This is a genomic window from Rhizobium sp. SG741, from assembly GCF_012275435.1.
Classification (GTDB): Bacteria; Pseudomonadota; Alphaproteobacteria; order Rhizobiales; family Rhizobiaceae; genus Rhizobium; species Rhizobium lusitanum.
Window position 1 is genome coordinate 579,318 of record NZ_JAAZQP010000003.1, and the last position, 23,861, is coordinate 603,178.

General features: G+C 61.8%; 26 protein-coding genes. 19 read left to right on the forward strand and 7 right to left on the reverse strand.

The window, feature by feature from the left end; translation table 11 throughout:
- Position 1: 1 nt before the first annotated feature.
- The 4 genes from FHT29_RS11195 (at position 2) to FHT29_RS11210 (ending at position 3,601) form a co-directional block, all read left to right on the forward strand.
- Positions 2-895: an ABC transporter permease subunit gene (locus FHT29_RS11195; RefSeq protein WP_047561021.1), complete on the forward strand. Its 894-nt coding sequence runs from the start codon at positions 2-4 to the stop codon at positions 893-895.
- Positions 895-1,911 (forward strand): ABC transporter ATP-binding protein, encoded by a 1,017-nt coding sequence (locus FHT29_RS11200; protein WP_037199007.1) that lies wholly within the window; start codon positions 895-897, stop codon positions 1,909-1,911. Before FHT29_RS11195 ends, FHT29_RS11200 begins: the two co-directional genes overlap by 1 nt.
- On the forward strand, positions 1,908-2,861 hold the full coding sequence (locus FHT29_RS11205; RefSeq protein ID WP_037199004.1) for a peptide ABC transporter ATP-binding protein: 954 nt from the start codon (positions 1,908-1,910) through the stop codon (positions 2,859-2,861). The genes FHT29_RS11200 and FHT29_RS11205 overlap by 4 nt, the downstream gene beginning before the upstream one ends.
- Before the next feature lie 212 nt (positions 2,862-3,073).
- Positions 3,074-3,601: a gluconokinase gene (locus tag FHT29_RS11210; RefSeq protein WP_168599672.1), complete on the forward strand. Its 528-nt coding sequence runs from the start codon at positions 3,074-3,076 to the stop codon at positions 3,599-3,601.
- 8 nt (positions 3,602-3,609) lie between these two features.
- Here FHT29_RS11210 and FHT29_RS11215 read toward each other — a convergent pair whose 3' ends face one another.
- From FHT29_RS11215 to FHT29_RS11225, 3 genes are all read right to left on the reverse strand, one after another.
- The gene (locus FHT29_RS11215; protein WP_168598396.1) at positions 3,610-4,857 is read right to left on the reverse strand and encodes an FAD-binding oxidoreductase; all 1,248 of its coding nucleotides are present in this window, start codon (positions 4,855-4,857) and stop codon (positions 3,610-3,612) included.
- Between the two features lie 129 nt (positions 4,858-4,986).
- A complete protein-coding gene (locus tag FHT29_RS11220; protein ID WP_047561081.1) occupies positions 4,987-5,484 on the reverse strand; it encodes an isoprenylcysteine carboxylmethyltransferase family protein in 498 nt (165 codons plus the stop codon).
- Positions 5,484-6,536, reverse strand: coding sequence for a type III polyketide synthase (locus tag FHT29_RS11225; protein WP_168599673.1), 1,053 nt, complete (start codon positions 6,534-6,536; stop codon positions 5,484-5,486). Before FHT29_RS11225 ends, FHT29_RS11220 begins: the two co-directional genes overlap by 1 nt.
- Positions 6,537-6,731: 195 nt before the next feature.
- Between FHT29_RS11225 and FHT29_RS11230 the strand changes: the two genes are divergently transcribed.
- The 3 genes from FHT29_RS11230 (at position 6,732) to FHT29_RS11240 (ending at position 8,777) form a co-directional block, all read left to right on the forward strand.
- The gene (locus FHT29_RS11230) at positions 6,732-7,274 is read left to right on the forward strand and encodes a tetratricopeptide repeat protein (RefSeq protein WP_037198995.1); all 543 of its coding nucleotides are present in this window, start codon (positions 6,732-6,734) and stop codon (positions 7,272-7,274) included.
- Positions 7,275-7,336: 62 nt separating this feature from the next.
- Complete coding sequence (locus FHT29_RS11235) at positions 7,337-7,981, forward strand: RNA polymerase sigma factor (protein ID WP_047561087.1); 645 nt, start codon at positions 7,337-7,339, stop codon at positions 7,979-7,981.
- Entirely contained in the window at positions 7,974-8,777 is an 804-nt protein-coding gene (locus FHT29_RS11240) for an anti-sigma factor (RefSeq protein ID WP_246703022.1), read from the forward strand. Before FHT29_RS11235 ends, FHT29_RS11240 begins: the two co-directional genes overlap by 8 nt.
- A 144-nt stretch (positions 8,778-8,921) precedes the next feature.
- On the opposite strand, the gene FHT29_RS11245 is transcribed toward FHT29_RS11240, so the two are convergent.
- Positions 8,922-9,275: an antibiotic biosynthesis monooxygenase gene (locus FHT29_RS11245; protein WP_037198993.1), complete on the reverse strand. Its 354-nt coding sequence runs from the start codon at positions 9,273-9,275 to the stop codon at positions 8,922-8,924.
- A gap of 130 nt (positions 9,276-9,405) precedes the next feature.
- On the opposite strand from FHT29_RS11245, the gene FHT29_RS11250 reads away from it, so the two are divergent.
- The 4 genes from FHT29_RS11250 to FHT29_RS11265 all read left to right on the forward strand — a co-directional run bounded on the left by FHT29_RS11250 (position 9,406) and on the right by FHT29_RS11265 (position 13,213).
- Positions 9,406-10,293 carry a LysR family transcriptional regulator gene (locus FHT29_RS11250; protein WP_168599674.1) on the forward strand — a complete coding sequence of 296 codons (888 nt, stop codon included), beginning with the start codon at positions 9,406-9,408 and terminating at the stop codon, positions 10,291-10,293.
- A 176-nt stretch (positions 10,294-10,469) separates the two neighbouring features.
- Complete coding sequence (locus tag FHT29_RS11255; protein ID WP_037198990.1) at positions 10,470-12,050, forward strand: Ppx/GppA phosphatase family protein; 1,581 nt, start codon at positions 10,470-10,472, stop codon at positions 12,048-12,050.
- On the forward strand, positions 12,047-12,766 hold the full coding sequence (locus FHT29_RS11260) for an RlmE family RNA methyltransferase (protein WP_037198985.1): 720 nt from the start codon (positions 12,047-12,049) through the stop codon (positions 12,764-12,766). Before FHT29_RS11255 ends, FHT29_RS11260 begins: the two co-directional genes overlap by 4 nt.
- Before the next feature lie 63 nt (positions 12,767-12,829).
- A complete protein-coding gene (locus tag FHT29_RS11265; protein WP_037198982.1) occupies positions 12,830-13,213 on the forward strand; it encodes a VOC family protein in 384 nt (127 codons plus the stop codon).
- 25 nt (positions 13,214-13,238) lie between these two features.
- Here the strand turns inward: FHT29_RS11265 and FHT29_RS11270 are convergent, their stop codons facing one another.
- The gene (locus FHT29_RS11270; protein ID WP_037198979.1) at positions 13,239-14,669 is read right to left on the reverse strand and encodes an MFS transporter; all 1,431 of its coding nucleotides are present in this window, start codon (positions 14,667-14,669) and stop codon (positions 13,239-13,241) included.
- A gap of 347 nt (positions 14,670-15,016) precedes the next feature.
- On the opposite strand from FHT29_RS11270, the gene FHT29_RS11275 reads away from it, so the two are divergent.
- Positions 15,017-15,889: an MBL fold metallo-hydrolase gene (locus tag FHT29_RS11275; RefSeq protein WP_037198977.1), complete on the forward strand. Its 873-nt coding sequence runs from the start codon at positions 15,017-15,019 to the stop codon at positions 15,887-15,889.
- 71 nt (positions 15,890-15,960) lie between these two features.
- Here the strand turns inward: FHT29_RS11275 and FHT29_RS11280 are convergent, their stop codons facing one another.
- Entirely contained in the window at positions 15,961-16,848 is an 888-nt protein-coding gene (locus FHT29_RS11280; RefSeq protein ID WP_168599675.1) for an alpha/beta hydrolase, read from the reverse strand.
- Positions 16,849-17,176: 328 nt separating this feature from the next.
- Between FHT29_RS11280 and guaB the strand changes: the two genes are divergently transcribed.
- The 5 genes from guaB (at position 17,177) to FHT29_RS11305 (ending at position 21,594) form a co-directional block, all read left to right on the forward strand.
- Entirely contained in the window at positions 17,177-18,661 is a 1,485-nt protein-coding gene (gene guaB / locus FHT29_RS11285) for an IMP dehydrogenase (protein ID WP_037198972.1), read from the forward strand.
- 3 nt (positions 18,662-18,664) lie between these two features.
- Positions 18,665-19,252, forward strand: a complete 588-nt coding sequence (locus FHT29_RS11290) for a hypothetical protein (protein WP_168598391.1) — start codon at positions 18,665-18,667, stop codon at positions 19,250-19,252.
- 42 nt (positions 19,253-19,294) lie between these two features.
- Entirely contained in the window at positions 19,295-19,717 is a 423-nt protein-coding gene (locus FHT29_RS11295; protein WP_037198967.1) for an MAPEG family protein, read from the forward strand.
- Positions 19,718-19,871: 154 nt separating this feature from the next.
- Complete coding sequence (locus FHT29_RS11300) at positions 19,872-20,753, forward strand: dienelactone hydrolase family protein (RefSeq protein WP_168599676.1); 882 nt, start codon at positions 19,872-19,874, stop codon at positions 20,751-20,753.
- 208 nt (positions 20,754-20,961) lie between these two features.
- Positions 20,962-21,594, forward strand: coding sequence for a TetR/AcrR family transcriptional regulator (locus tag FHT29_RS11305; RefSeq protein ID WP_047640456.1), 633 nt, complete (start codon positions 20,962-20,964; stop codon positions 21,592-21,594).
- A gap of 39 nt (positions 21,595-21,633) precedes the next feature.
- On the opposite strand, the gene FHT29_RS11310 is transcribed toward FHT29_RS11305, so the two are convergent.
- A complete protein-coding gene (locus tag FHT29_RS11310; RefSeq protein WP_037198961.1) occupies positions 21,634-22,587 on the reverse strand; it encodes a LysR substrate-binding domain-containing protein in 954 nt (317 codons plus the stop codon).
- Between the two features lie 201 nt (positions 22,588-22,788).
- Here FHT29_RS11310 and FHT29_RS11315 point away from each other — a divergent pair, with 201 nt between their 5' ends.
- Entirely contained in the window at positions 22,789-23,088 is a 300-nt protein-coding gene (locus tag FHT29_RS11315) for a DUF1127 domain-containing protein (protein ID WP_168599677.1), read from the forward strand.
- Between the two features lie 190 nt (positions 23,089-23,278).
- Positions 23,279-23,857, forward strand: coding sequence for a dienelactone hydrolase family protein (locus tag FHT29_RS11320; protein ID WP_037198958.1), 579 nt, complete (start codon positions 23,279-23,281; stop codon positions 23,855-23,857).
- Positions 23,858-23,861 lie beyond the last annotated feature (4 nt).

Sequence of the window (23,861 nt, forward strand, 5' to 3'; positions counted from 1 at the left end):
CATGAGCACGGTTAGCGTCAAATCCGACCGCCCCTCCGCTCTGGCGGAGTTCTGGTACTACTTCTCTCGCAACAAGGGCGCCGTCATCGGCCTTGCGATCTTTCTTTTCGTCCTGTTTCTGGCGATCTTCGCCGGCCTCGTCGCTCCGCATGATCCCGATGCCGCCTATGGCAGCGACATGCAGCGCCTGCCGCCGTTCTGGGCGCAAGGCAGCAACAGCAGCTTCCTGCTGGGCACCGATGCCAACGGCCGCGATCTCCTGTCGCGCCTCATCTACGGCACACGGTTTTCGCTGTTCATCGGCCTCGTGGTCGCCTCGCTTTCGGCAATCGCCGGCATTCTTATCGGCCTCCTCGCCGGCTATGTTCGCGGCCGCACCGATACGATCATCATGCGCATCATGGACATCATCCTGGCCATCCCGTCGCTGCTGCTTGCCCTGGTGCTGGTGGCGATCCTCGGGCCTGGCCTGACGAACGCCATGATCGCGATCTCCATCGTCAACCAGCCGCATTTTGTGCGCCTGACGCGCGCATCGGTCATGACCGAACGCGACAAGGAATATGTCATCGCTTCGCGCGTCGCCGGTGCTGGTCCGCTGCGGCTGATGTTCAAGACGATCCTGCCGAACTGTCTGGGGCCGCTGATCGTGCAGGGCACGCTCGCGTTCTCCTCTGCCATTCTCGATGCCGCGGCTCTCGGCTTTCTCGGCCAGGGCGCCCAGCCGCCGACGCCGGAATGGGGCACGATGCTCGCCGACTCGCGCGAGTTCTTCCAGAGCAACCCCTGGCTCGTCACTTTCCCCGGTCTCTGCATCCTGATCACGGTCCTCGCCATCAATCTGATGGGCGACGGCCTGCGCGATGCCTTCGACCCGAAGCTGAAGAGGTCGTAATGGCGCTTCTCGATATTGAAAATCTCACCGTTGAATTCCAGACCTCGTCCGGCCTGTTCCGGGCAGTCGACGGTGTCTCGCTCACCTGCGACAAGGGAGAGATCCTCTCGATCGTCGGTGAATCCGGTTCCGGCAAATCGGTCTCCATGCTCGCCATGATGGGGCTCTTGCCCTGGACGGCGAACATCACCGCCGACCGCATGATGTTCGACGGCAAGGACCTGCGCGGCATCTCCGCGCGCCAGCGCCGCAAGATCATCGGCAAGGACATGGCGATGATCTTCCAGGAGCCGATGTCGAGCCTCAATCCGTGCTTCACGGTCGGCTTCCAGCTCGGCGAGACCCTGCGCATCCATATGGGTCTCGACCGCAAGGCGCGCCGCCAGCGTTCGATCGAGCTTTTGAATCTCGTCGGCATTCCGGCGCCCGAAGATCGCCTGTCGAACTTCCCGCACCAGATGTCGGGCGGCATGAGCCAGCGTGTCATGATCGCCATGGCGCTCGCCTGCAATCCGAAGCTTTTGATCGCCGACGAGCCGACCACCGCGCTCGACGTGACAATCCAGGCGCAGATCCTCGATCTGCTCGCACGCCTGCAGCGGGAGCACGGTATGGCGCTGGTGCTCATCACCCATGACATGGGCGTCGTCGCCGAAACGGCTGAGCGCGTGCAGGTGCAGTATGCCGGCCAGAAAGTGGAGGAACAGCCGGTCAAGGCGCTGTTCCGCGATCCGCATCATCCCTATACGGCCGCGCTTCTCTCGGCGCTGCCGGAGCGTGCCGTGGTCGGCGAGCGCCTGCCGTCCATCGCCGGCGTCGTCCCCGGTCAGCACGATCGGCCCACGGGCTGTCTCTTCGCACCGCGTTGTTCCTTCGCCACGCCCGAATGCGACAAGGGCGTCACACGCCAGGGCGTCGATCTCGGCAGGACCCTTTGCAACTATCCGCTGGAACATGGCAAGCCGCTCGGCCATCCCGGCATTGCCGCCACGCAAGCAGCAGGAGGTGCCGCATGACCGGCGCTGTTCTCGAAGGGCGCGATCTCGCCCGTTTCTACACCATCAAGCGCGGCAGTTTCAAACCGGAGGCGACCGTCAAGGCGCTGAACGGTGTCAGCTTCAGCCTGCAGTCGGGCCGCACGCTCGCCGTCGTCGGTGAATCCGGCTGCGGCAAGTCGACGCTCGCCCGTCTGGTGACGATGATCGAACACCCGACATCAGGCGAATTGCTGATCGACGGCAAGCCGGCGAAGCTCGGCGATCGCAGCCTGCGCAGCGCCGTGCAGATCGTCTTTCAGAACCCCTATGGCTCGCTCAACCCGCGCCAGAAGGTCGGCTCCATTTTGGAGGAGCCGCTGAAGATCAACACAGATGACGATGCCGCCACCCGCCGCCGCAAGGCCGAGGAGATGATGGCGCGCGTCGGCCTGCGCCCGGAGCATTACGACCGCTACCCGCATATGTTCTCCGGCGGCCAGCGCCAGCGCATCGCCATTGCGCGCGCCCTGATGCTGCGGCCGAAGGTGCTGGTGCTCGACGAGCCGGTTTCCGCGCTCGACCTGTCGATTCAGGCGCAGGTTCTCAACCTCTTGATGGATCTGCAAAAGGAGATGGGTCTTGCCTATCTCTTCATCTCGCACGGCCTTTCCGTCGTCCGCCACATCGCCGATGACGTGATGGTGATGTATCTCGGCCGACCGGTCGAAACCGGCACGGCCGAAGAAGTCTTCAGCCGCCCGCGCCATCCCTATACCGCGGCACTTCTGTCTGCGACGCCGATCGCCGATCCGGAGCGCGAGAAGAACCGCATCCGCCTGCAGGGCGAGCTGCCGTCGCCGCTCAACCCGCCGACCGGCTGCCACTTCAACCCGCGCTGCTGGCGTGCGCAGGACAAATGCCGGCAGACCGCGCCGGAATTGACCGGCGAGGGAACGCATAAATTTTCCTGTTTCTTTCCGCTGGATTGATCCAAGTTGTGAAACAGGCAGGTCCGGCTTTCCCGCGCCTTTTTGCCCGGCACTGCCTCCGTCCTAGTTGCAGATGCCGATTGGCTTGCTCACCCTAACCCTCTTCCCGCGTGCGGGGAGAGGGTTAGGGTGAGGGGCCAGGCACTTGGATGCGTCAACGGCGGAACCCGCCTGACTGTCATTATCGGCCATGGTTCAAGGCAGAAAACAATATGAGTGAAATATCCAAGATTCCCCTTGCCATCATCGTCATGGGTGTGAGCGGCAGCGGCAAATCCTCGATCGGCGAGGGCGTGGCGGCTCGGCTCGACATACATTTCATCGAGGGCGATGCGTTGCATCCGGCGGCCAATGTCGAGAAGATGAGCAAGGGCATCCCGCTGACCGACGAGGATCGCTGGCCGTGGCTCGAAAAGATCGGCCAGGAGATCACGGCAAGCCTTGCCAAGGGCGAGGGGATCGCCGTTTCCTGCTCGGCGCTCAAGCGCATCTATCGCGAACGCCTGCGTGCTGCTGCCGGCGGCCATCTCTATTTCATCTATCTTGACGGCTCCAAGGAGCTGCTGACCAAGCGCATGGGCGAACGCAAGGGCCATTTCATGCCCGCCTCGCTATTGGAAAGCCAGTTGCAGACGTTGGAAGTGCCGACCGGCGAGCCTGGTGTCGTCACCGTCGATATCGACGACACGATCGACGGCATTGTCAAAGCTGCTCTCAAGGGCCTTGCGGCAATCCGCTAGGCTGAAGATCACGGCGCGAATCGATCCGGCGCATAGGCTGAAATATCGATGAAAGGCTTCTCGCCGGTGATGAGCTCGGCGAGCACGCGGCCGGTCACGGGGCCGAGCGTCAGGCCATGATGCGCATGGCCGAAGGCGAACCATAATCCCTCGTGGCGTGGCGCCTTGCCGATGATGGGCATCATGTCGGGCGTGCAGGGGCGGGCGCCCATCCAGGGTTCGGGGTCGAGCCGTTCGCCGAGCGGGAAGACGGTGCGGGCGACGGCCTCGGCGCGGTCGAGCTGCACCGGCGTCTTTGGTGCGTCGCGCAGCGCGAATTCCGCCCCCGTCGTCAGCCGGATGCCGCGGCTCATCGGCGCGAGCAGATAGCCGCGTTCGGCATCCAGCGTCCAATTGTTGAGAACGGCATTGCCCTCGGCGGCATAGTGCATGTGATAGCCGCGCTTCACGCCGAGCGGAAAGGCATAGCCGAAGCGTTTCGTCACCAGGTCCGCCCAGGGTCCGAGCGCGACGACGACATCCTCCGCCTCGATCGACCCTTCCGCCGTCACCATTCTCCAGGCCGAGCCGGATCGGCCAAGCGAGACGGCGTCCCCCGTCGTCACGCGGCCGCCGATGCTTTCGAAGTAACGGCGATAGGCTGATGTCAGCCCATGCGGATCGACCACCGACCATGGGTCGCGCCAGCGCAAGGCGCCGGCGAAGCTGTCTTTGAGATGCGGCTCCGCCGTCGCCACGTCCGCGCTGGTCAGCGCATCGTAGGCGATGCCGAATTCGCGGTTGAGACGTTCGGCTTCGGCAAACTCCGCGTCGCGTTTCTCGTTCGAGCGGAAGAGCTCCACCCAGCCGTTCTTGCGGATCAGCTCGTTGGCGTGGGCGGCTTCGATGAGGTCGTTGTGTTCGCTCACGGAATGCTCGATCAATGGTGCATAGGCGCGCGAGATCATCTCATGGCGCTTGGTGTTGGAATTCCACCAATAGCGGGCAAGGAAGGCGATCTGCGCGGGGAGCGCGCGTAGATGGTAATGCGCATCGACGCGATTGTTGAAGGCGTAGCGCAGCAGCAGGCCGAATTGCTGCGGAAAGCCGTAGGGCACCACGCCCTCGCGCTGGATGAGGCCGGCATTGCCGAAGGACGTTCCCTGGCCGGGCTCCTTCCTGTCGACGAGGACGACCTGGCGTCCCCGCCGCTGAAGGTGGATTGCCGTCGATACGCCGACGATGCCGGCGCCGAGAACGATTGCGTCCTTTGTCATTTTCCCCTGCTATCCGCATGCTCATTGCACTCAGCGCGATCTCACGGAAGGCTTGATATCGTTGCGTGGACCGCGCCCTAAGCATCGAAAATGCCTGCCAAATTTCAGCGGCGCAAATGAAAAATGCGGTCAGGCCGCAGTCTGTCTCAGGCAGGCGTTCTCGGCGCGGATGCGGATAGTGAGAATGATGCCGTTCAGCAGCGAAAAGATCGCTGCATAGAGCGGCATGCCGAAGCAAAGCGGCAGCACGGCTATCTCGGCGACGACAATCACATAGTTCGGATGATTGAGGAAGCGATAGGGCCCATTCGTCACAAGGGGCGCTCCGGGCAATATGATGATGCGCGTCGTCCAGCGCTCCTTGAGTGTGGCCAATACCCAGAGACGCAATCCCTGAAGCACCATGAACAGGAGGAGCCAGACGGGATCGACCGGCCGGCCGGTGGCGAGCAGCCACAGGCCGACGAGCCATGCCGCATGCATCGCCACCATGAAGGGATAGTGCTCCCCAGCGCATTCCCGGGCGCCGCGGGCAAGGAGGGCGGCGGTGTTGCGCTTCGCATAGGCCAGTTCCGCCAGCCGCTGCAATGTCACGAAACTCAGAAGAGCGATCGATGGCCACAGCATCATGCGACCCTCTTCAGCGTGATGCAGCTCGCCGTAAACCCCGGCCCCATCGCAACCAACGCCGAACGTTCAGGCAATCCAGCGGCGATCGCGCGTTCGAGCACGAACAATACGGTTGGGGAGGACATGTTGCCGTAATCACCGATCACCTCGCGTTCTATATCGAGCGAGCCGGGCTCGAGACCGAGCGCGCTTTCCAGCGCCGCAAGCACCCTGGCGCCGCCGGGATGGCAGATGAAACGGTCGACATCCAATAGCGAGAGCCCGGCTCGATCGAGAATGCCTTCAATCGCGGCTCTGACATGGGTCTCGGCAAAGACTGGCAGCGATTGCTCGAGGACGATGCCGAAGCCGGTGTCGTCGATCTTCCAGCCCATGATGCCGAGACTGTCGGGGAAAAGATGCTCGCCCGTCGATTCGATTTCGGCGATGCCACCATCTCCGGCCCTCAGGACGCAGGCCGCCGCCCCGTCGCCGAACAGGGCCGTGGCGATGATGTTGGGTCTGGTCAGCTCGTCCAGGCGGAAGGCCAGCGAGCAGAGTTCGATCGAGACGAAGAGGACGACTGCGCCCGGCCGGCTTCTCGCCATTTTCGAGGCAATGGCAAGGCCGGAAACGCCTGCCGCGCAGCCGAGCCCGAAGATCGGCACCCGCTCGATATCGCAGCGAAAGCCGAGCTCGCCGGCGAGCCGCGCTTCGAGGCTTGGTGTCACAACGCCGGTGGAAGAGACCGTGACGATGCAATCCACCTGATGAGCTTCGATCCCGGCGCGTTGCAGCGCCCCTGTCGCGGTCCGCCGGAAGAGCTCGGTTGCGACTTCGACATAGGCTGCCATCCGATCCTGCCAGCCATGCGGCTGTTCAAACCAGGAAAGCGGCCGCGCCACATGGCGCTTGCGGATGCCGGTGCTTTCGAAGACGCGGGCCAGATATTTGAAATCCTGGAATCGCTCGGAAAACAATCGGCCCGCCGTTTCGGCGGCCTCCGATTGGAGAATGATGTTGTCGGGGGTTGCGACGGCAAGGCTTAGAAGTTTGACGGTATCGATCACGAGTTTCTCCTGCTGCCCTTGGAGGGCGTGCCCTGTGAAACACGCAACGATCGACATCTATTCGATGCCGGGGCGGTCACAAAAGAGTGACGACCGCCAAAGGTCTGAAGAAAAAATATTCTCAGGCGATCCGAATAAAAGCAGCAGGCGGTGTGTTCTCTCCTCGCAACGTCCATTTTGCCAAGGAGACATTCCATGACGACCACCGCATTCCGCCTGGCTTCCATTGCCCTCGGCGCAGGCCTCGCCCTCAGTGCCTTCACCGTTCCGGTTTTCGCAGCCGGCGACAATTCCAGCACGACGCCGACCTGCAAGAAGGGCGAGATCTACGACCAGAAGACGAAGAAATGCGTCAAGCAGCAAGGTGCCAACGTCACCGACGAAAACCGCGCTGACTATGCATATTCGCTGGCCAAGAAGGATCATCGCTATCAGGAAGCGTTGGCGGTCCTCGACACCATGCAGAACCCCAACACGGCCGAAGCGCTGAACTATCGCGGCTATGCCACCCGCAAGCTCGGCCGCACCGATGAAGGTATTTCCTACTATACGAAGTCCGTCGCCATGGATCCGAAATACACGCTGGTCCGCGAATATCTCGGCGAAGCCTACGTCATCAAGGGTCAGATGGATCTCGCCAACGATCAGCTGAGCACGATCAAGGCGCTCTGCGGCAACACGACTTGCGAGGAATACCGCGATCTTCATGCGGCTATCCTGAACCCGTCGAGCCTTTGAGGTCGGGATCGGTTCAACGACAAATGTCATGAGCAGGGAGCTTCGCGAGAAATATGGGAACCATGCCGGTCGCTCGTACCGCAATTTCTGCTTATAGTCTGATAGCATCGGAGTCGCCGAGAAGGCCGGCGGCTCCTGCAAGCGCTGATGTCGCGGAGGTTGCCATAGCGAGCGAAGAGGATATTAGGGCGGGCCTGTCCCAACATCTGACGCGGCTGTGGCGCTATGGCGTGGTGCTGTCGCGCCAGCGTGACGTGGCCGACGATCTTGTTCAGGCGACCTGTGTCAGGGCGCTGGAGCGGGCGGCCCAGTTTACATCAGGCACGAGGCTGGATCGCTGGCTGTTTGCGATCCTTCATTCCATATGGCTGAACGAGGTTCGTTCGCGGCGGGTGCGCCTGGGACAGGGCTTTGTCGATGCCGATGAGACGCTGGTTTTCGACGGCGCGCGGGAAACAGAGACGCATATTCTCGCCGGCCAGGTGTTGCGGCGAGTGCAGGCGCTTCCGGAGGCGCAGCGCACCGCTGTATTTCTCGCCTATGTCGAAGGACTTTCCTATCGCGAGGTGGCCGACATTCTGGCTGTGCCGATCGGAACCGTGATGAGCCGGCTGGCGGCGGCGCGGGCAAAGCTTGCTGAAGGCATGGGGGCGATGGACGACGGACGACCTTCGGGGGGCGGGCGACTGGGGAACGGAAATGAGTGAATTGAACAAAGGAAACATGCCCTCGGACGAGCAGCTCACCGCCTTCATTGATGGCGAGCTGGATGCGTCCGATCGCGAAAGGATCGAACGACTGATCGCCGCCGACGAGCGCGTGGCGGAGCGATTCGATCTCCTGTCGCACAGCGCCCTGCCGTTCCGCCAGGCGTTCGAGCCGCTGCTTGCCGAGGCCCCGGCTGCCAAGCTGGAAGCCATGCTCGCCGCCATTCCCGCAGTCCAGGAGCGCAAGACCGGTGCCTTCGATGTCAGCCGCCGAGGCTTCCTTGCGGCAATTGCCGCGAGCTTCGTAGCGGCCATTGCGGTAGACCGCGCGGTGATCGGCATTGGCCATCGCCTCGCCGGGCCGGACGAAGACACCGAATGGCGTGCCGTGGTTGCCGAATATCTCTCCCTCTATACGGCGGATACATTGAGCGCACCGGGCGGCGACCGGGCGCAGCAGACAGCGCAGCTGAACGAAGTTGGCGCTAAGCTGGGCCTGTTGCTGGTGCCCGAAACCGTCGTCATGCCGGGCGTCGACTTCAAGCGTGCCGAGATATTGAATTATGACAGCAAGCCCCTCGCGCAGATTGCCTATCTCGATCCGCAAACCGGACCCATGGCCCTTTGCATCGTCCAGTCCGCCAGGGGAGCGGCTGCGCCGGATATGGAAAATCGCCGCGGCATGAATATCGTCTACTGGTCGAGCGCCACACACGCCTTCATGCTGATCGGCCACGCACCGATCGATCGGATGAAGGCATTGGCGGATAACGTCATGGGCAGGCTCACGGCCTGAGATAATCGGCCTCTTGGAGAGTGCTCTGTTCATCGGCTCAAATCGCGCCGTTCGGTCGCGGCTGCCATCAACGCAAACGGCGGTTTGCGCTGATGTGGTCGTTTCTTCCGATCTCTGATGCGCGGTCGGAAGAAACGGAAATGCTTATCCCACGAGTGGACGCGGAAGCACGAGGTCAGAAACCTTGTAGATGTGAAATTCGCTTTCAGAGACGGTATCGAGCTTCTTAAATTTTTCAAGAAAGGCCGGATCGGAAAAGAATTCGTCGACATTGTTCTCGTCGCGGATCGCCTCGATATTCACGACGGTTTTGCCGTCCGTACTTTTCGACAGGTTACTCCATAGAAATCCTTCCTTCCGTTCCGCAACATAGTGCACGACATCCTGGATGATTTTGAATGCTTCCTCCTGCTTGCCCGGATGGGCATGAATGACGTTCACGACGAACACGGTGGGCTGAGAAGCGAATTGGAATTCGGCTTTTTGGGGATGGGTCACGCGATCTCCGTTCAAAAGTTGTCAGGCGGAATTTGCCGCGTTGCTAGAGATAGCCGGCGACAAAGGCGGAAAAAATGGGCTAGTCATCCGCAGATAGTGGACGTTGACGTCCGCAATGGGATTTCTCGCCATGGACAATATCGCCGCGTTGAATGTGTTCGTGATTGCGGCGGAAACCCGCAGTTTTGTCCGCGCAGGAGAGATACTCGGCGTTTCCTCGTCGGCCATCGGCAAAACCATGGCCCGCTTGGAGAAAAGGCTTGGCGTACGCCTGTTTCACCGAAACACCCGCAGCATCGCGATTACAGCCGAGGGTATTATGTTTCTCGAGCGCTGCAGGCGAATTTTCTCCGAGATAGAAGCGGCAGAACAGGAATTGTCGCAAACTATCGCCGCGCCCCGTGGCTGGCTCCGCGTGAGCTTGCCCCTCGCCGGCATGCTTTTCATGCCCACGATCACCAAATTCATGCGCGCGTTCCCGGACGTGATGATCGACCTCGATTTTACGGATCGCCTGGTCGATGTGATCGAAGAGGGGTTCGACGCAGTGGTGCGAACTGGCGAAATGACCGACAGCCGCCTGATGGTGCGGACGCTCGGAAGATTCTCCCACCGTGTTGTCGGGTCGAAGGAGTATTTCGACCGCTTCGGGATTCCCAAAAGGCCGGAAGACCTCGCCGCACACATGTGTCTCCACCACAAATATCCGTCAACCGGCAGGCTGGAACGCTGGCCGCTACGCCACGATGCTGGGGTGGGAAAATTGGAGCTGCCTGTATCGTCGATGGCAAGCACGCTCGAGCCGCTGATCAGTATGGCTGAGGCTGGGCTTGGTGTCGCCTGTCTGCCGCTCTTTACCATCAGCAGGCAAATTGCGGAGGGAAAGCTCGTCTCCGTTCTGGCCGACTATATCGAGGATGTCGGCGAATTCCGCATTCTCTGGCCGTCGAGCCGTCAATTGTCGCCAAAAATACAAGCCTTTGTAAAATTCATGGTGGAAAATCTGTTTCGTCCCTGATGGCCGCCGTTTCGGGTTAGGGGGATGCTGGAAGCAGCGCGACCGAATAGCTAAAATGGCGCGATCTAAAAAGAATTTGGCGAAAACCCATCCTGCTGGTATTCTCGGCCCAACGAAAATCGAATGAGCGCCTGCAGCATGCCGGAAGGCGTCGCTCGGCGCGGTGGAAAAGATACGTGAGTGACCCCGACAGCGGCAAAGCGCCGCAGGCAGACGGGGCGTCGGAAGCAGAGCGCAGGAAGGGTAAATCCTCCCGGCGCGCGAAGCGCAAGCGTGGCGGCCATGGCCGTCCGACCGCTCATTCTGCCGAGGCCAGTCAGGCAGGCAAGCCCAGCCCGGCGGCGACGCGCCCAACAGAGGATGAAGCCGGTTCCCCGGCCAAAAAGCGAAAGCGCCGACGCCGCGCCCGCGGCGGAGCCCATGGTGATGGGCAGCATGCTTCTCCGATACAGCAGCCCTTGTCCGCGCCGGAACACCGTGCCGCGTCGGATCATGGGCATCCCTCATCGCACAAGAGCGGCAAGAACCGGCGCAAGCACCGCAGCAAACGCGGTTTGCAGGGCCGGCCGCTGGCGCATGAGAAGACCGCACAGATTGTCGCCCCGACGAACGCGTTTGCCGCCGGGCATGTGCAGGTCCATGAGGATCATCGCCATGACCGGCAATCGATGCCGCGGCGCGAGGGGCATGCGCAGCACCATCATGCCGAAGGCGATTCCCGTCCGGTCGACCTTTACGCCGCGCTTGATCTCGGCACCAACAATTGCCGCCTGCTGATCGCGCAGCCGACGCGCCCGGGGCAGTTCCGGGTCATCGATGCATTCTCGCGAATCGTGCGTCTCGGCGAGGGGCTTGGTGCCAGCGGACGGCTGTCCGGCGATGCCATGGACCGGGCCGTCGAAGCGTTGCGCATCTGCGCCGCCAAGCTGAAGACGCGTGAGATCCGCCGCATGCGGCTGATCGCGACCGAAGCTTGCCGTGCGGCTGACAATGGCGAGGCCTTCCTCGAGCGCGTCACCGCCGAAACGGGATTGCAGCTGGAGATCATCGACCGCGAGACCGAAGCGCGGCTTGCCGTCTCCGGTTGCTCGTCGCTCGTCGGGCCGGAAGCGCGTTCGGTCGTGCTTTTCGATATCGGCGGCGGCTCCTCCGAGATTGCCGTCATCCGCATCGGCGAAAACCGCTCGAGCCGGCTTGCCAATCATATCACCCATTGGACCTCACTGCCCGTCGGCGTGGTGACGCTTTCGGAGCGGCACGGCGGACGCGACGTAACGCCGGAGCTGTTCGAGACGATGGTGTGCGAGGTTGAGCGCATGCTCGAACATTTCGATTGCCCGCCGGTACAGGGGGCCGCACGCGATAGCGGCGATTTCCATCTGATCGGCACGTCAGGCACGGTGACGACACTTGCCGGTGTGCATCTCGATCTGCCGCGTTACGATCGGCGCAGGGTCGACGGTGTCTGGCTGTCGGACGACGAGGTGAGCGCGATGCAGGCGAAGCTGCTCTCGTGGGACTTTGCCGGCCGCGCCGCCAATCCCTGCATCGGGCCGGATCGCGCCGATCTGGTTCTTGCGGGCTGCGCCATTCTGGAGGCGATCCGCCGCCGCTGGCCGAGCCCGCGCATGCGCGTTGCCGATCGTGGCCTGCGCGAGGGATTGCTTACCGACATGATGGCGGATGACGGCGTTTGGCGGCGGGGCCGCTCGCGCCGCGGTTATCGACCGAGGGACGTAAAGGGGCCGCAGACTTGAGTAAGCCAACCATCGCCGGCAACCGCACGGGCCGCAAGCTCGGCCAGCGCGTCAAGAAAAAGAAGCTGAAGGCCTCCTCGCGGGAGTGGCTGCATCGGCACATCAACGATCCCTATGTGCAGCGAGCCCAGCTTGAAGGCTATCGCGCCCGCGCCGCCTTCAAGCTGCTGGAGATCGACGAGAAGCACCAGATCCTGAAGGGCGCACGCCGCATCATCGATCTGGGTGCGGCACCGGGAAGCTGGTCGCAGATCGCGGCCAAGGTGACCGGCTCGACGGAAGACGATATTCGCGTCGCGGCCATCGACTTTCTGGAAATGGCGCATCTGCCTGGCGTCACCATCCTGCAGCTCGACTTTCTCGACCCGGACGCGCCGCAACGGCTGGTCGATGCTGTCGGCGGTGAGCCGGACTTGGTGATGTCGGATATGGCGGCGCCGACGACGGGCCATCACCGCACCGATCACCTGCGCACTATGCATCTCTGCGAGGTCGCGGCGCATTTCGCAATCGAGGTTCTGGCCGAGGGCGGGCATTTCCTCGCCAAGACCTTCCAGGGCGGCACGGAGCGCGACCTGCTGAACCTGCTGAAGCAGAACTTCCGCCAGGTCGTCCATGTGAAGCCGGGTGCATCCAGGGCGGAATCGGTCGAAATGTTCCTGCTGGCAAAAGGCTTCAAGGGACGCAATGTCGAGCACGGCACAATAAGCGCTTGATTGAGCAGTCGCTTTTGGTCGATGATGTGGTCCCCTCGATACTGAAGGCGGCTCATCATCACCATGCTTCTTTACGTCACGCTCGGTTCCAACGACATTCCGCGTGCCCGCGGCTTCTATGACGCAGTTCTGCCGATCCTCGGCTACCGGCGTCAACGCGAATCGGACGAGGAAATCGGCTATGCCGCCGATGGTGACGTCCGTTGCCGGTTCTGGGTGGTGACTCCCTATGATCACCGCGCCGCAACGATCGGCAATGGCTCGATGGTTGCTCTGCATGCGGAAAGCCGCTCGGATGTCGACGCCTTCCATGCCGCGGCCCTGGCCAATGGCGGCACCGATGAGGGCAAGCCCGGCCTTCGCTCCTTCCATGCCAATTTCTATGCTGCCTATGTGCGCGACCCCGATGGCAACAAGCTGAGCGCCGTCTGCGAAAGACCGGAATAGGCGCCGACGCCTGACTGACGCGTCATCATTTTGCGGCCGGCTGCTGCACCTGTGTCTGCGGGGTGGCTACGCGCTTCAGGCCGGCCTTGTGGCCGGAGACCGTGGCGCCGGCGCTGCGATCCATTCTGATGAAGGGAATAGTGGCAAGCACGGTCAGGGCCGAGATGCAGAAGAAGGCGATGTGGAAATCGCTGACCTGCAGTTCCGTACCGCGGAAGAAAGTCGAGGTTTCCAGGATCATGGCAGCGACCGCGACGCCGAGCGCCAGGCTGATCTGCTGCATGACGGAGCTCATGGAGGTCGCCTGGCTCGCCTGCTTGTCGCTGATATCGGCAAAGGCGAGCGCATTGATCCCGGTGAAGAAGAACGAGCGCGAGAAGCCGCCGATCAACAGCACTCCGATGATGATGAGATGCGACGTCCACGGCTGGAAGAGGCCGGTGCAGATCGTCGTAATTGTCGTGACGGCCGCAGCCGAAAGAAGTGCTGTCTTGAAGCCGACAGCGGTAAAGACCCGGCGCGCGATGAACTTGGTGGAGATCGCGCCGATCGCGCCGGCAAAGGTGATCAGGCCGGACTGGAACGGATTGAGGCCGAAGCCGAGCTGCAGCATCAGCGGCGTCAGGAAGGGCATGGCGCCGATGCAGATGCGAAACAGCGTGCCGCCGGTGACGGAAGCGCGGAAGGTGCCGTTCTTCAACAGAGACAGATCGAGGATCGGTGCGGGGTGGCGACGTGCGTGGCCGATATAGAGGAAGCCGCAGACGAAGCCGATGACGATGGCCGAGATGCCGATGTATGGCGGGAGCGCCGGCAGGCTGATGACCGACATGCCGAAGACGACGCCGGCCGCCGCGAAGGACGTCAGCAGGAAGCCGATAGCATCGAGCTTCGGCGGCATGGTGGCCTCGACTTCCGGCAGGAAGATTGACGACAGGATGACGCCGAGAATGCCGACGGGCACGTTGATCAGGAAGATCCAGTGCCAGGAGGCATAGGTAGTGATGAAACCGCCGAGCGGCGGGCCGGCCAGCGGGCCGACAAGTGCCGGAATGGAAAGAAGCGCCATGGCCGAGACCAGATCGCTCTTCTGCGTGGTGCGCACCAGCACCAGGCGCCCGACCGGTGTCATCATCGAGCCACCGACACCCTGCAGGAAGCGGGCAAAGACGAATTCCAAGAGGCCGCCCGAAAAGGCGCACATGATGGAGCCGATGACGAAGACGCAGATGGCGATGCGGAAAATGTTCTTCGCACCGAAGCGGTCCGCCATCCAGCCGCTGATCGGGATGAATACCGCGAGCGACACCATGTAGGAGGTCAGCGCCAGTTTGAGGGTGATCGGGCCGACATGCAGATCGTTGGCGATCGCCGGCAGCGCTGTCGCGATGACCGTGGAATCCATCTGTTCCATGAAGAGAGCGACGGCGAGGATCAGCGGAACGATGCGATTCATAGGCGCTTGCCTTGATGGGTCTTATCTTCGGGAAGGCGGACCGCTGGGGAGGCAGCCAGCCGCTCTGTAGTCCTATGTGAAGCCGCTGCCAATCCCGGATTCTGCTCCATGATCGCTCGGAGATCACGTCTTCGTGATGTCCGCCGCCGCGTGGCGCGGAACGCAGGATTTGACATATGCTAAGAGCATGGAAATGCTAAACGCATAAAACGCCGCCCGTGTATTAGCGGAATTGGATTGCCTTGTCATGACCAAATTATCGGTCACGCAAGATCATATTCCCGGCCCTCGTTGCCGGCGGCGATGATAGGCGCAGCTTACGCTGCCCCAGTACAAGGAGTGACATCATGACTGCCGTTCCGCCCCCAGACGCGCACCAGTTCAAATTGGGATCCTGCACCGTCACCGTCATCAAGGACGGTGCCAGTGTCATGGACAACCCTTGGGAAATCTTCGGCTCGAACCAGGCACCGGATACGGTCCGCAAACTGCTGGAGCAGAATCTCCTGCCGACGGAAAAGCTTGTGAACAGCTATACGCCCGCCATTATCGACACGGGTTCCGACGTGATCGTCGTCGACACCGGCATCGGCGCCGCCGGCCGCGCCCGCGGTCTTGGCCGCTTTCGCGAGGGCCTGAAGGCCGTCGGCTATACGCCGGAACAGGTGACCGTCGTCGCCCTGACGCATCTGCACGGAGACCATATCGGCGGGCTGATGGAGGATGGCGTTCCGGCATTTCCGAACGCCCGCTACGTTGCCGGCGAGATCGAATATGGCTTCTGGACCGACAAGGCGCGCGAAGGCACGCCCGCCGAAGGCGGCCAGAAGTCCGTGCTTGCCAATGTGGTGCCCTTCGCCGAAAAGATGACCTTCCTTAAGGATGGCGACCAGATCGTCAGCGGCATGACCGCCATGCTCGCGCCTGGTCACACGCCCGGCCATCTCGTGTTTCATCTGGAATCGGACGGCAAGCAGCTTGTCATGACCGGCGATACCGCCAATCACTATATCCTGTCCGTCGGCCGTCCGGACTGGGAAGTCCGCTTCGATGTGGATAAGACTCAAGCCGCCAAAACCCGGCGGCGCATCTTCGATATGATCGCCGCCGACCGCATTCCCTTCCTCGGCTTCCACATGCCTTTCCCCGCCGTCGGCTTCGTCGAGAAGCAGCCGGAAGGCTTCCGCTACATTCCGAAGACCTATCAGTTCGACTTGTGAGGGCAGGGGATAGTCCTGCCTTGGCTCCCGGACATAAGCCTTACGCTACAGTCGTGGAATAGATCATCACCCTATCTCGCGACGGAACGGATGGCGGCTGCAAAGGCGGCCGGCGCTTCCTGCGGCAAGTTGTGACCTACCTTGGGAATGATGCGGCGCTCATAAAATGGTGTTGTGAAATGGCTGGCGGCGTAGTCGATCGCATCTGGTGGATCGACCCCGTCGTCTGCTCCCTGCAGCACGACAGTCGGCACGGTGATGTCAGGCTGTTTCGCTAGTAGCGCCTCGATGGGCTGCAACGCAGGATCCCCAGGGATGCCACCGAAGCGATGCCGATAGGAGTGAATGACGATGTCAACGAAATCGGGATTTTCAAACGCGAGATAGCTCTGTTCGAAGGTGGCGTCATCGAATGTCCATGTCGGAGACCATATCCGCCAGATGAAACGGCAAAAGTCGCGACGATTCTGAGCAAGCCCGGCTCGGCCGCGTTCCGAGTGGAAATAATACTGATACCAATAACGGCATTCTTCCTCCGGCGAGACCGGGTGTTCGGCCATGGCGATATTCTGGATGTTGTATCCCGTTCCGCAGCTCACCAGCCCTCGAACGCGCTCGGGCCAAAGTGCTGCGACGATGCAGGCTGCCCGTCCGCCCCAATCATAACCCCCGAGCACGGCTGAAGGGATGGATAGCGCATCCATGAATGCCAGCAGATCGGCGCCGAGCGCCGCTTGCTCTCCGGAGCGGAAGGTCTCGTCTGACAGGAAACGGGTCGGGCCGTAGCCGCGCAGGAACGGCACGAGACAGCGCCAGCCCTCTGTTGCAAGCTGTTGTGCGACCTCGTCGTAGGCATGGACATCATAGGGGAAGCCGTGCAGCAGGATGACCGGCTTGCCGTCGAGCGGTCCGGTTTCGTGATAGGCGATTTCCAGGACTCCGGCGGTGACTGTCTTCATCCCCGATCTCTCTTCCGTTCAAAGCTGCGCGCCCAGTATGTCCCAGCATGGCAAAGTGAACCTCATACGGCAATCGAAATCCCGGATGCCTGCAACGGTTGCATGCCTAGAGAGCGGATTTCCATAAAAGCCGCCCAAACACTCGCCGTTTGCAGTTTCATGGCACGGTGTGGGGGATGGTGTTATCCACCGGGCGCTTTTCCCTATTCCCTTCCTGTCATAGACGTGTTACCAGCCCTCGCCAACTTCCAAGCAACACTTGCAAGATCGCCCGGTAGACGATTCGTTCCGGAGCCTTGCTGTTTTTCACAGACGAAGGAATTTGGCCATGGCACGCATTATTGAAACGTCAACCGGGTTGGATGCTCTGACATTCGACGACGTGCTCCTGCAGCCGGGACACTCCGAGGTCATGCCCGGCCAGACGAATATTGCCACCCGCATCGCCCAGGACATCGAACTGAACCTGCCGATCATGTCAGCCGCGATGGACACGGTGACGGAAAGCCGTCTTGCCATCGCCATGGCACAGGCCGGCGGCCTCGGCGTTATCCACCGCAACCTGACGCCGGTCCAGCAGGCCGAAGAGGTCCGCCAGGTCAAGAAATTCGAAAGCGGCATGGTGGTCAATCCGGTGACGATCGGTCCCGACGCGACGCTTGCCGAGGCACTCGCCCTGATGAGGGCGCATGGCATTTCCGGCATTCCGGTCGTTGAAAAGTCGCAACTCCCCGTTGGCATCCTCACCAATCGCGACGTCCGCTTCGCTTCCGATCCTCAGCAGAAGATCTACGAGCTGATGACCCGTGAAAACCTCATCATGGTCACGGACGGCGTGCAGCAGCAGGAAGCCAAGCGCCTGCTGCACAAGCATCGCATCGAGAAACTGCTTGTTGTAGACGGCGAAGGTCGCCTCGTCGGCCTGATCACGGTCAAGGATATCGAGAAGTCGCAGCTCAACCCGAATGCCTCGAAGGATGCGCAGGGCCGCCTGCGCGCCGCCGCCGCCATCAGCGTCGGCGACGACGGCTTCGAGCGCGCCGAACGCCTGATCGAAGCCGGCGTCGACCTCCTTGTCGTGGATACCGCCCATGGCCATTCGCAGCGCGTTCTCGACGCCGTCACCCGCGTCAAGAAGCTCACCAACTCGGTCCGCATCATGGCCGGCAATGTCGCCACCTATGACGGCACGCGAGCGCTGATCGATGCCGGCGCGGACGCCGTCAAGGTCGGCATCGGCCCCGGCTCCATCTGCACGACCCGCATCGTCGCTGGCGTCGGCGTGCCGCAGCTCGCGGCCATCATGTCGGCGGTCCAGGCCGCTCAGGACCAGAACATCCCCGTCATCGCCGATGGCGGCATCAAGTTCTCCGGCGATCTGGCCAAGGCCATCGCCGCCGGCGCTTCCGCCGCTATGGTCGGCTCGCTGCTGGCCGGCACGGATGAAAGCCCGGGCGAGGTCTATCTCTACCAGGGTCGCTCCTTCAAGGCCTATCGCGGCATGGGCTCCGTCGGTGCCATGGCGCGCGGCTCGGCCGATCGCTACTTCCAGGCTGAGGTCCGCGACACGCTGAAGCTGGTGCCGGAAGGCATCGAAGGCCAGGTACCCTACAAGGGCCCGGTCTCGGGCGTGCTGCATCAGCTCGCCGGCGGCCTCAAGGCTGCGATGGGCTATGTCGGCGGCGCCGATCTCAAGGACTTCCAGGAGCGCGCCACTTTTGTGCGCATCTCCGGCGCGGGCCTGCGTGAAAGCCATGCCCATGACGTCACGATCACCCGCGAAAGCCCGAACTATCCGGGTGGAGGCGTCTGATTGATGGCAGATCAAGCCCAAGGCAGCGTCAGGTCCCTGCAGGGCCTGACGGCGATCCTCGCGGCTCTCTGCCTGGCGCTGTTTGCCTGGATCTATGCCGGCTTCGTCACTGCCTTTCGCAATGCGGCGGGGCAGCAGATGCTGGATGCGCGCATCGGCGGCTACGAGCAGGGTGATGTCATTGCCATGGTGCGCTATCTCAAGGATCATCCCGATCCGGCTGCAATCCTGCATTCCATGTATCTCGGACCGGAACTGGTCTTTCCGCTGGTGCTGGCCGGCCTGTTGTTCTGCCTGATGCGTCTGATCGGTCCCGGCGGTTTCTTCTTCGGCCGCCCCCTTCCGCCGGGCGCGACCACAGTCATTTTCTGTCTGCCGGTCTTTTATGGGGTTGTCGATTATGCCGAGAATATCGCCGGCCTCATGCTTTATCCGCCGGCGATGCCAGCGGACTCGACCGTAACGCTTCTTTCAAGCGTGCTGCCAATCATCGTGAGGCTGAAGTTCCTGACGCTGGTAGTGACCGTTATTCTGCTGGCCCGTTTCGCGATTTTTCGCTACCTCTCGCCGGACGGCTCCAGACCGTCCTGATCGACCGTTTCGGCTTTCGGAAATTCCAAAGGAGTTGGCGACTTGACAGGCTATGAAATGTTCTGGCCGATGGTGGCGCATGCGGTGCTTGTTTTCATTCTCTATGCATTGCTGGGTTGGCGTCGCCGCGTTCTGGTGAACGACGGCCGGATCAAGCCCTCACAATTTCGCGAAAACCATGCCGGCGACGAGCCTGCGGAAAGCCTGGTGGTGCGCAACAGCATCGCCAATCAGTTCGAGCTTCCCTTGCTCTTTTACGTCTGCTGCATCGTGCTCTATGTGACCCAGGCGGATAACCTGCCTGCCGTGATCCTTGCCTGGCTGTTCGTCGCCACGCGCTATGTGCATGCCTTCGTGCATGTGACCAGCAACAACCTGCGCTACCGCAGCCCGCTCTTTGCCCTGGGCTATATTGTGCTGGCCGGCATGTGGGTCTGGCTCGGCGTCTGGCTCGCCTTCTCCTAAGCGGCGTGCGGCGTGCGTAATCGCTGATAGCAACCTGCGGTAACGTATTTGTGTTCTTCCTTTGTCGTTACGCCGCGACCCGGCGACCTATCTTGTCAGCGGGTGGCTTGCGGCAACGTGCCGGCTGCCGGAGAAAAATAGGGAGAACAGGACCATGAGCACGGACAAGCCCATCGTGACGCAGGCGATGATCAACGCCTATGACGAATATACGCATCTGACGCTCGATCGTCGGGGCTTCATGGAAAAGCTGACGAAGCTTGCGGGCTCGGCCGGAGCTGCCGCCGCCATCGCGCCGCTGCTTGCCGCCAACAAGGCGAGTGCCGAGGTCATCGCCGCCGACGACAACCGGGTGGAAGGCAAGGATGTCACCTACGCCGGCAGCAAGGGCGAGATGAAGGGGTATCTCGTCCGTCCGAAGAATGCGGCCGGCAAGCTCGGCGGCGTCATCGTCATCCACGAAAATCGTGGCCTCAATCCGCATATTCGTGACGTGGCGCGCCGCATGGCACTGGAAGGTTTTATCGCGCTGGCGCCGGACTTCCTGTCGCCGCTCGGCGGCACGCCCGAGGACGAGGACAAGGCGCGCGACATGTTCACCAATCTCGACCCGGCGCTGACGGCAGCCAATGCCGAGGCGAGCCTCGCCTATCTCGCCAAGCTCGACGGAGCCAACGGCAAGGTCGGCGCTGTCGGCTTCTGCTGGGGCGGCGGCCTTATCAATCGCTTCGCGACCATTTCGCCGGAATTGAAGGCCGGTGTCGCCTATTACGGCGCGCAGCCGCCGGCGAGCGATGTCCCGAACATCAAGGCCGCTCTTCTGCTGCATTATGCCGGCCTGGACGATCGCATCAATGCCGGTATCGATGCCTATCGCAAGGAGTTGCAGGCCGGCGGCAAGACCTTCGAGATCTTCGTCTATGACGGGGTCAACCACGCCTTCAACAATGATACGTCCGCCGCCCGTTATGACAAGAAGGCTGCGGATCTGGCCTGGGGCCGAACAGTCGAGTTCCTGAAAAAATACGTGGCGTAGGGCGCATCATACGTCGTCGATGCCTCCCGATGAGGCAATCATCATGCACCAAGGCCGAGACCATGGCCGGCCTTGGTCGTCGCAGCCGCAGCGTGCATCTCGACTATACTTAAAATTGGAATTTTCCCTTTTACGCGCGTTGAACGCGTGTGTGCCATAGCGTCTCCACGCCCCGCGTCGTTCCGCATGACAAGGAAACGGGAAATGCATGAGTCCTGATAGCCCCGCCCACACCACGTTCCGCAAGAGGCCGCAGCAGGAACGAAGCATCCAGCGTGTCGACGCCATTCTCGCCGTTGCCGCCAGGCTGATCGCGGAGAAGGGCGTCAGCGCGGTGAAAATGACGGAGCTGGCCACCGTGGCCGGGATCCCGATCGGTTCGATCTATCAGTATTTCCCGGACAAGGCCGCGATTGTCAGGGCCTTGCTCGAGCGTCACGCCAATCTCATCCAGCAGAAGGTCGGGGAAGCCTTCGCCGCCGTAAGGTCGCTTGACCATGCCGTAGAACTGGTTTGCGGCATGATCGATTGGTACTACCGCGAATTTCGCGGCGATCCGGCCTATCTGGGCGTATGGTTGGGAACGGAGATAGACAGGGATATCCTGCAGCTCAACATGCAGCACAGCAATCACGTCGCTGAAATATTCCTCAGTAATATCCAGCCCTTCCTGCCGGCCGAAAGCCGCATCGACCTGAAGGCGCGCACGCAGCTCTTCAGCCATTTGATCGGCGCATCCGTCCGCTTTGCCATCATGAGCGACCATGGAATGTCGATACGCTTGCTGCATGAATGGAAACAGGTGATCCGCGCTACGCTGCTGGCAGAGCCGGCACCGTAGCAAGATCGGGCAATGAGGCGCCGGTTGCCGAAAAGGCGCTTACCAGCCCGGCAGAATATGCCCGGCGCGCAGCCTTGGAGAATAGCGGGTGTAGGTCTTCACCTCGCCATCGAGGTCGTCGTCGACCGCTGCCGGCGTGATGTTGTCCAGGCAGGCGGAGATATGGGCGGTGATGGCGTTCATCAGCGACACGGAAAGGCCCGCCCGCTTCATGATGCCGATCTGCACCGGCGGCAGGGGTGGGAAACCGTCGGCCTGGGTCAGCACTTTCATGCCGGTCCTGAGCGCCGATTCCGGCATGACCGAAACCGCCATCCCGGCGAGCACCGCCGCCGCAACCACGGTGCAGGACCAGCTGGTGAACAGGATCTGATAGTCGCGGCCGCCGGCATCGAGCGCCGAGCAGGCAAGCTGGCGCCACTGACAGTCGCGCCGCCCGACGGCGAGCGGGATGGGTGCATCGTCGCGCAGCGGATGGTTGGCCGAGCCGACCCAGCAGAGCGGCTCCGTCCGCACGACATCGGACATTCTCTCACGCGGATTGTGCGTGACGAGCGCGATATCGAGCTCGCCGCGATGCATGCGCTCGGCAAGATCGACCGAGGGTTCGCAGACGATGTAGAGCTCGACGTTCGGATGCGTCTTGGCGAAGCGGCCGATGATCTCGGGCATGTAGCGGTCGGCGTAATCATCCGGCGTGCCGATCCGCAACGTCCCTTCGAGACGGTTGTCGTCGAAGGCGGCCATCGCTTCGTTGTTCAGGCGGATGATGCGGCGGGCGTAGTTGAGCAGTTTTTCGCCTTCGGCGGTCAGGCGGTTGCCGCGGCCGTCCTTGATGAAAAGCTGCTTGCCGACGCGCTCTTCCAGCCGGCGCATCTGCATCGAAACCGCCGACTGTGTCTTGAATACCCGGTCGGCGGCCTTGGTGAAGCTGCCGGAATCCACGATTGCGATGAAGGTCTGCAATTGGTCGAGGTCGAGCGGCGCGGCCATGGTCTCACCTATAAAGGAGTTTGATAGTTATCATTAGAAACATTCGTTGGACTGATCAATAGGGCTTTGGCATCTTCCTGATGCAATTCAGCATACCAATCGAACAGAAACTCTTGTCGAACTTCTCCCGGCCGACGCCCCTTTCCCAGACCATCGGGAAGGGGCTTGGCTAGCGTGTGCCTCAAGGAAAGGACTACGGAAATGCGCACGACAGATCGGACACTTCACCTCGGCCCTGCAACACGGTCGCTGCCGTTGACGGCACGCTTGATGCTTGCTTTCGCCAATGTGGCATCCGGCTGGCGCGCAATCCGCAATCGCCGCGAGATCCACTATCTGAATGAGCTGAACGACAGCCAGCTGAAGGACATCGGCCTGACCCGCCAGGACCTCCACGCCGCGCTGATCACCTCGACTTTCTTCGAGGACCCGTCCAGCCACCTGACCAATTCCGCGCGTCGCCGCACGCGCCTCTCCGCCTTCCGCAGCTTCCGCGACTGAAGTCGGAAAATAGTTTCCCCGCAGGGTGATAGCCAATAAGCCCTGCCTCTTTCCCGGTGTTCGGCCTCAGGCCAACACCGGGTTTTTTCTTTTTGTGGATATTGTTCCGACGACAGACCATGGGCGGACAAGTTGCCTGCAGCGGCAATTGCCTTATGTTACCGCTGATCGAAATTGCAGGGATATGGCGATGGCAACCGTGATCTTCTTCCACTCCGTCTATGGCTTGCGTTCTCTCGAAAATGAGGCGGTCGAGCGCGTGCAGGCGGCCGGACACAAGGCTTTCGCACCGGATCTCTATGAAGGGCTGATCGCCCGATCGATCGAAGAAGGCTTTGAATTCAAGGACGAAATCGGCTGGCCGACGATTTGCGAACGCGCGGAATGGGCGATGGCGGGCCTGCCTGCATCGACTGTGCTCGCCGGGTTTTCGATGGGCGCCGCCGTTGCGGCGAGCCTCTGGCCGAAACGGCCGAAGACCGCCGGCGTCCTTTTCCTGCATGGCATCGCCGGAATTGCCGACAATGCCCGCAAGGGCCTGCCCGTTCAGCTCCATCTTGCCGAACCGGATCCGTTCGAACCGGAGGAGGATGTTGCCGCCTGGCGATCGGCGGCCGCGCGGTCCGGGATCGCGGCGGATATATTCACCTATCCCGGCGGCGGCCATCTTTATACCGATGCCAGCCTGCCCGATTATGATGCCACGGCTGCCGACCTCACCTGGAAGCGAGTCATAAGCTTTCTTGATGCCGTCGACGCCCAAGCTTGAACTG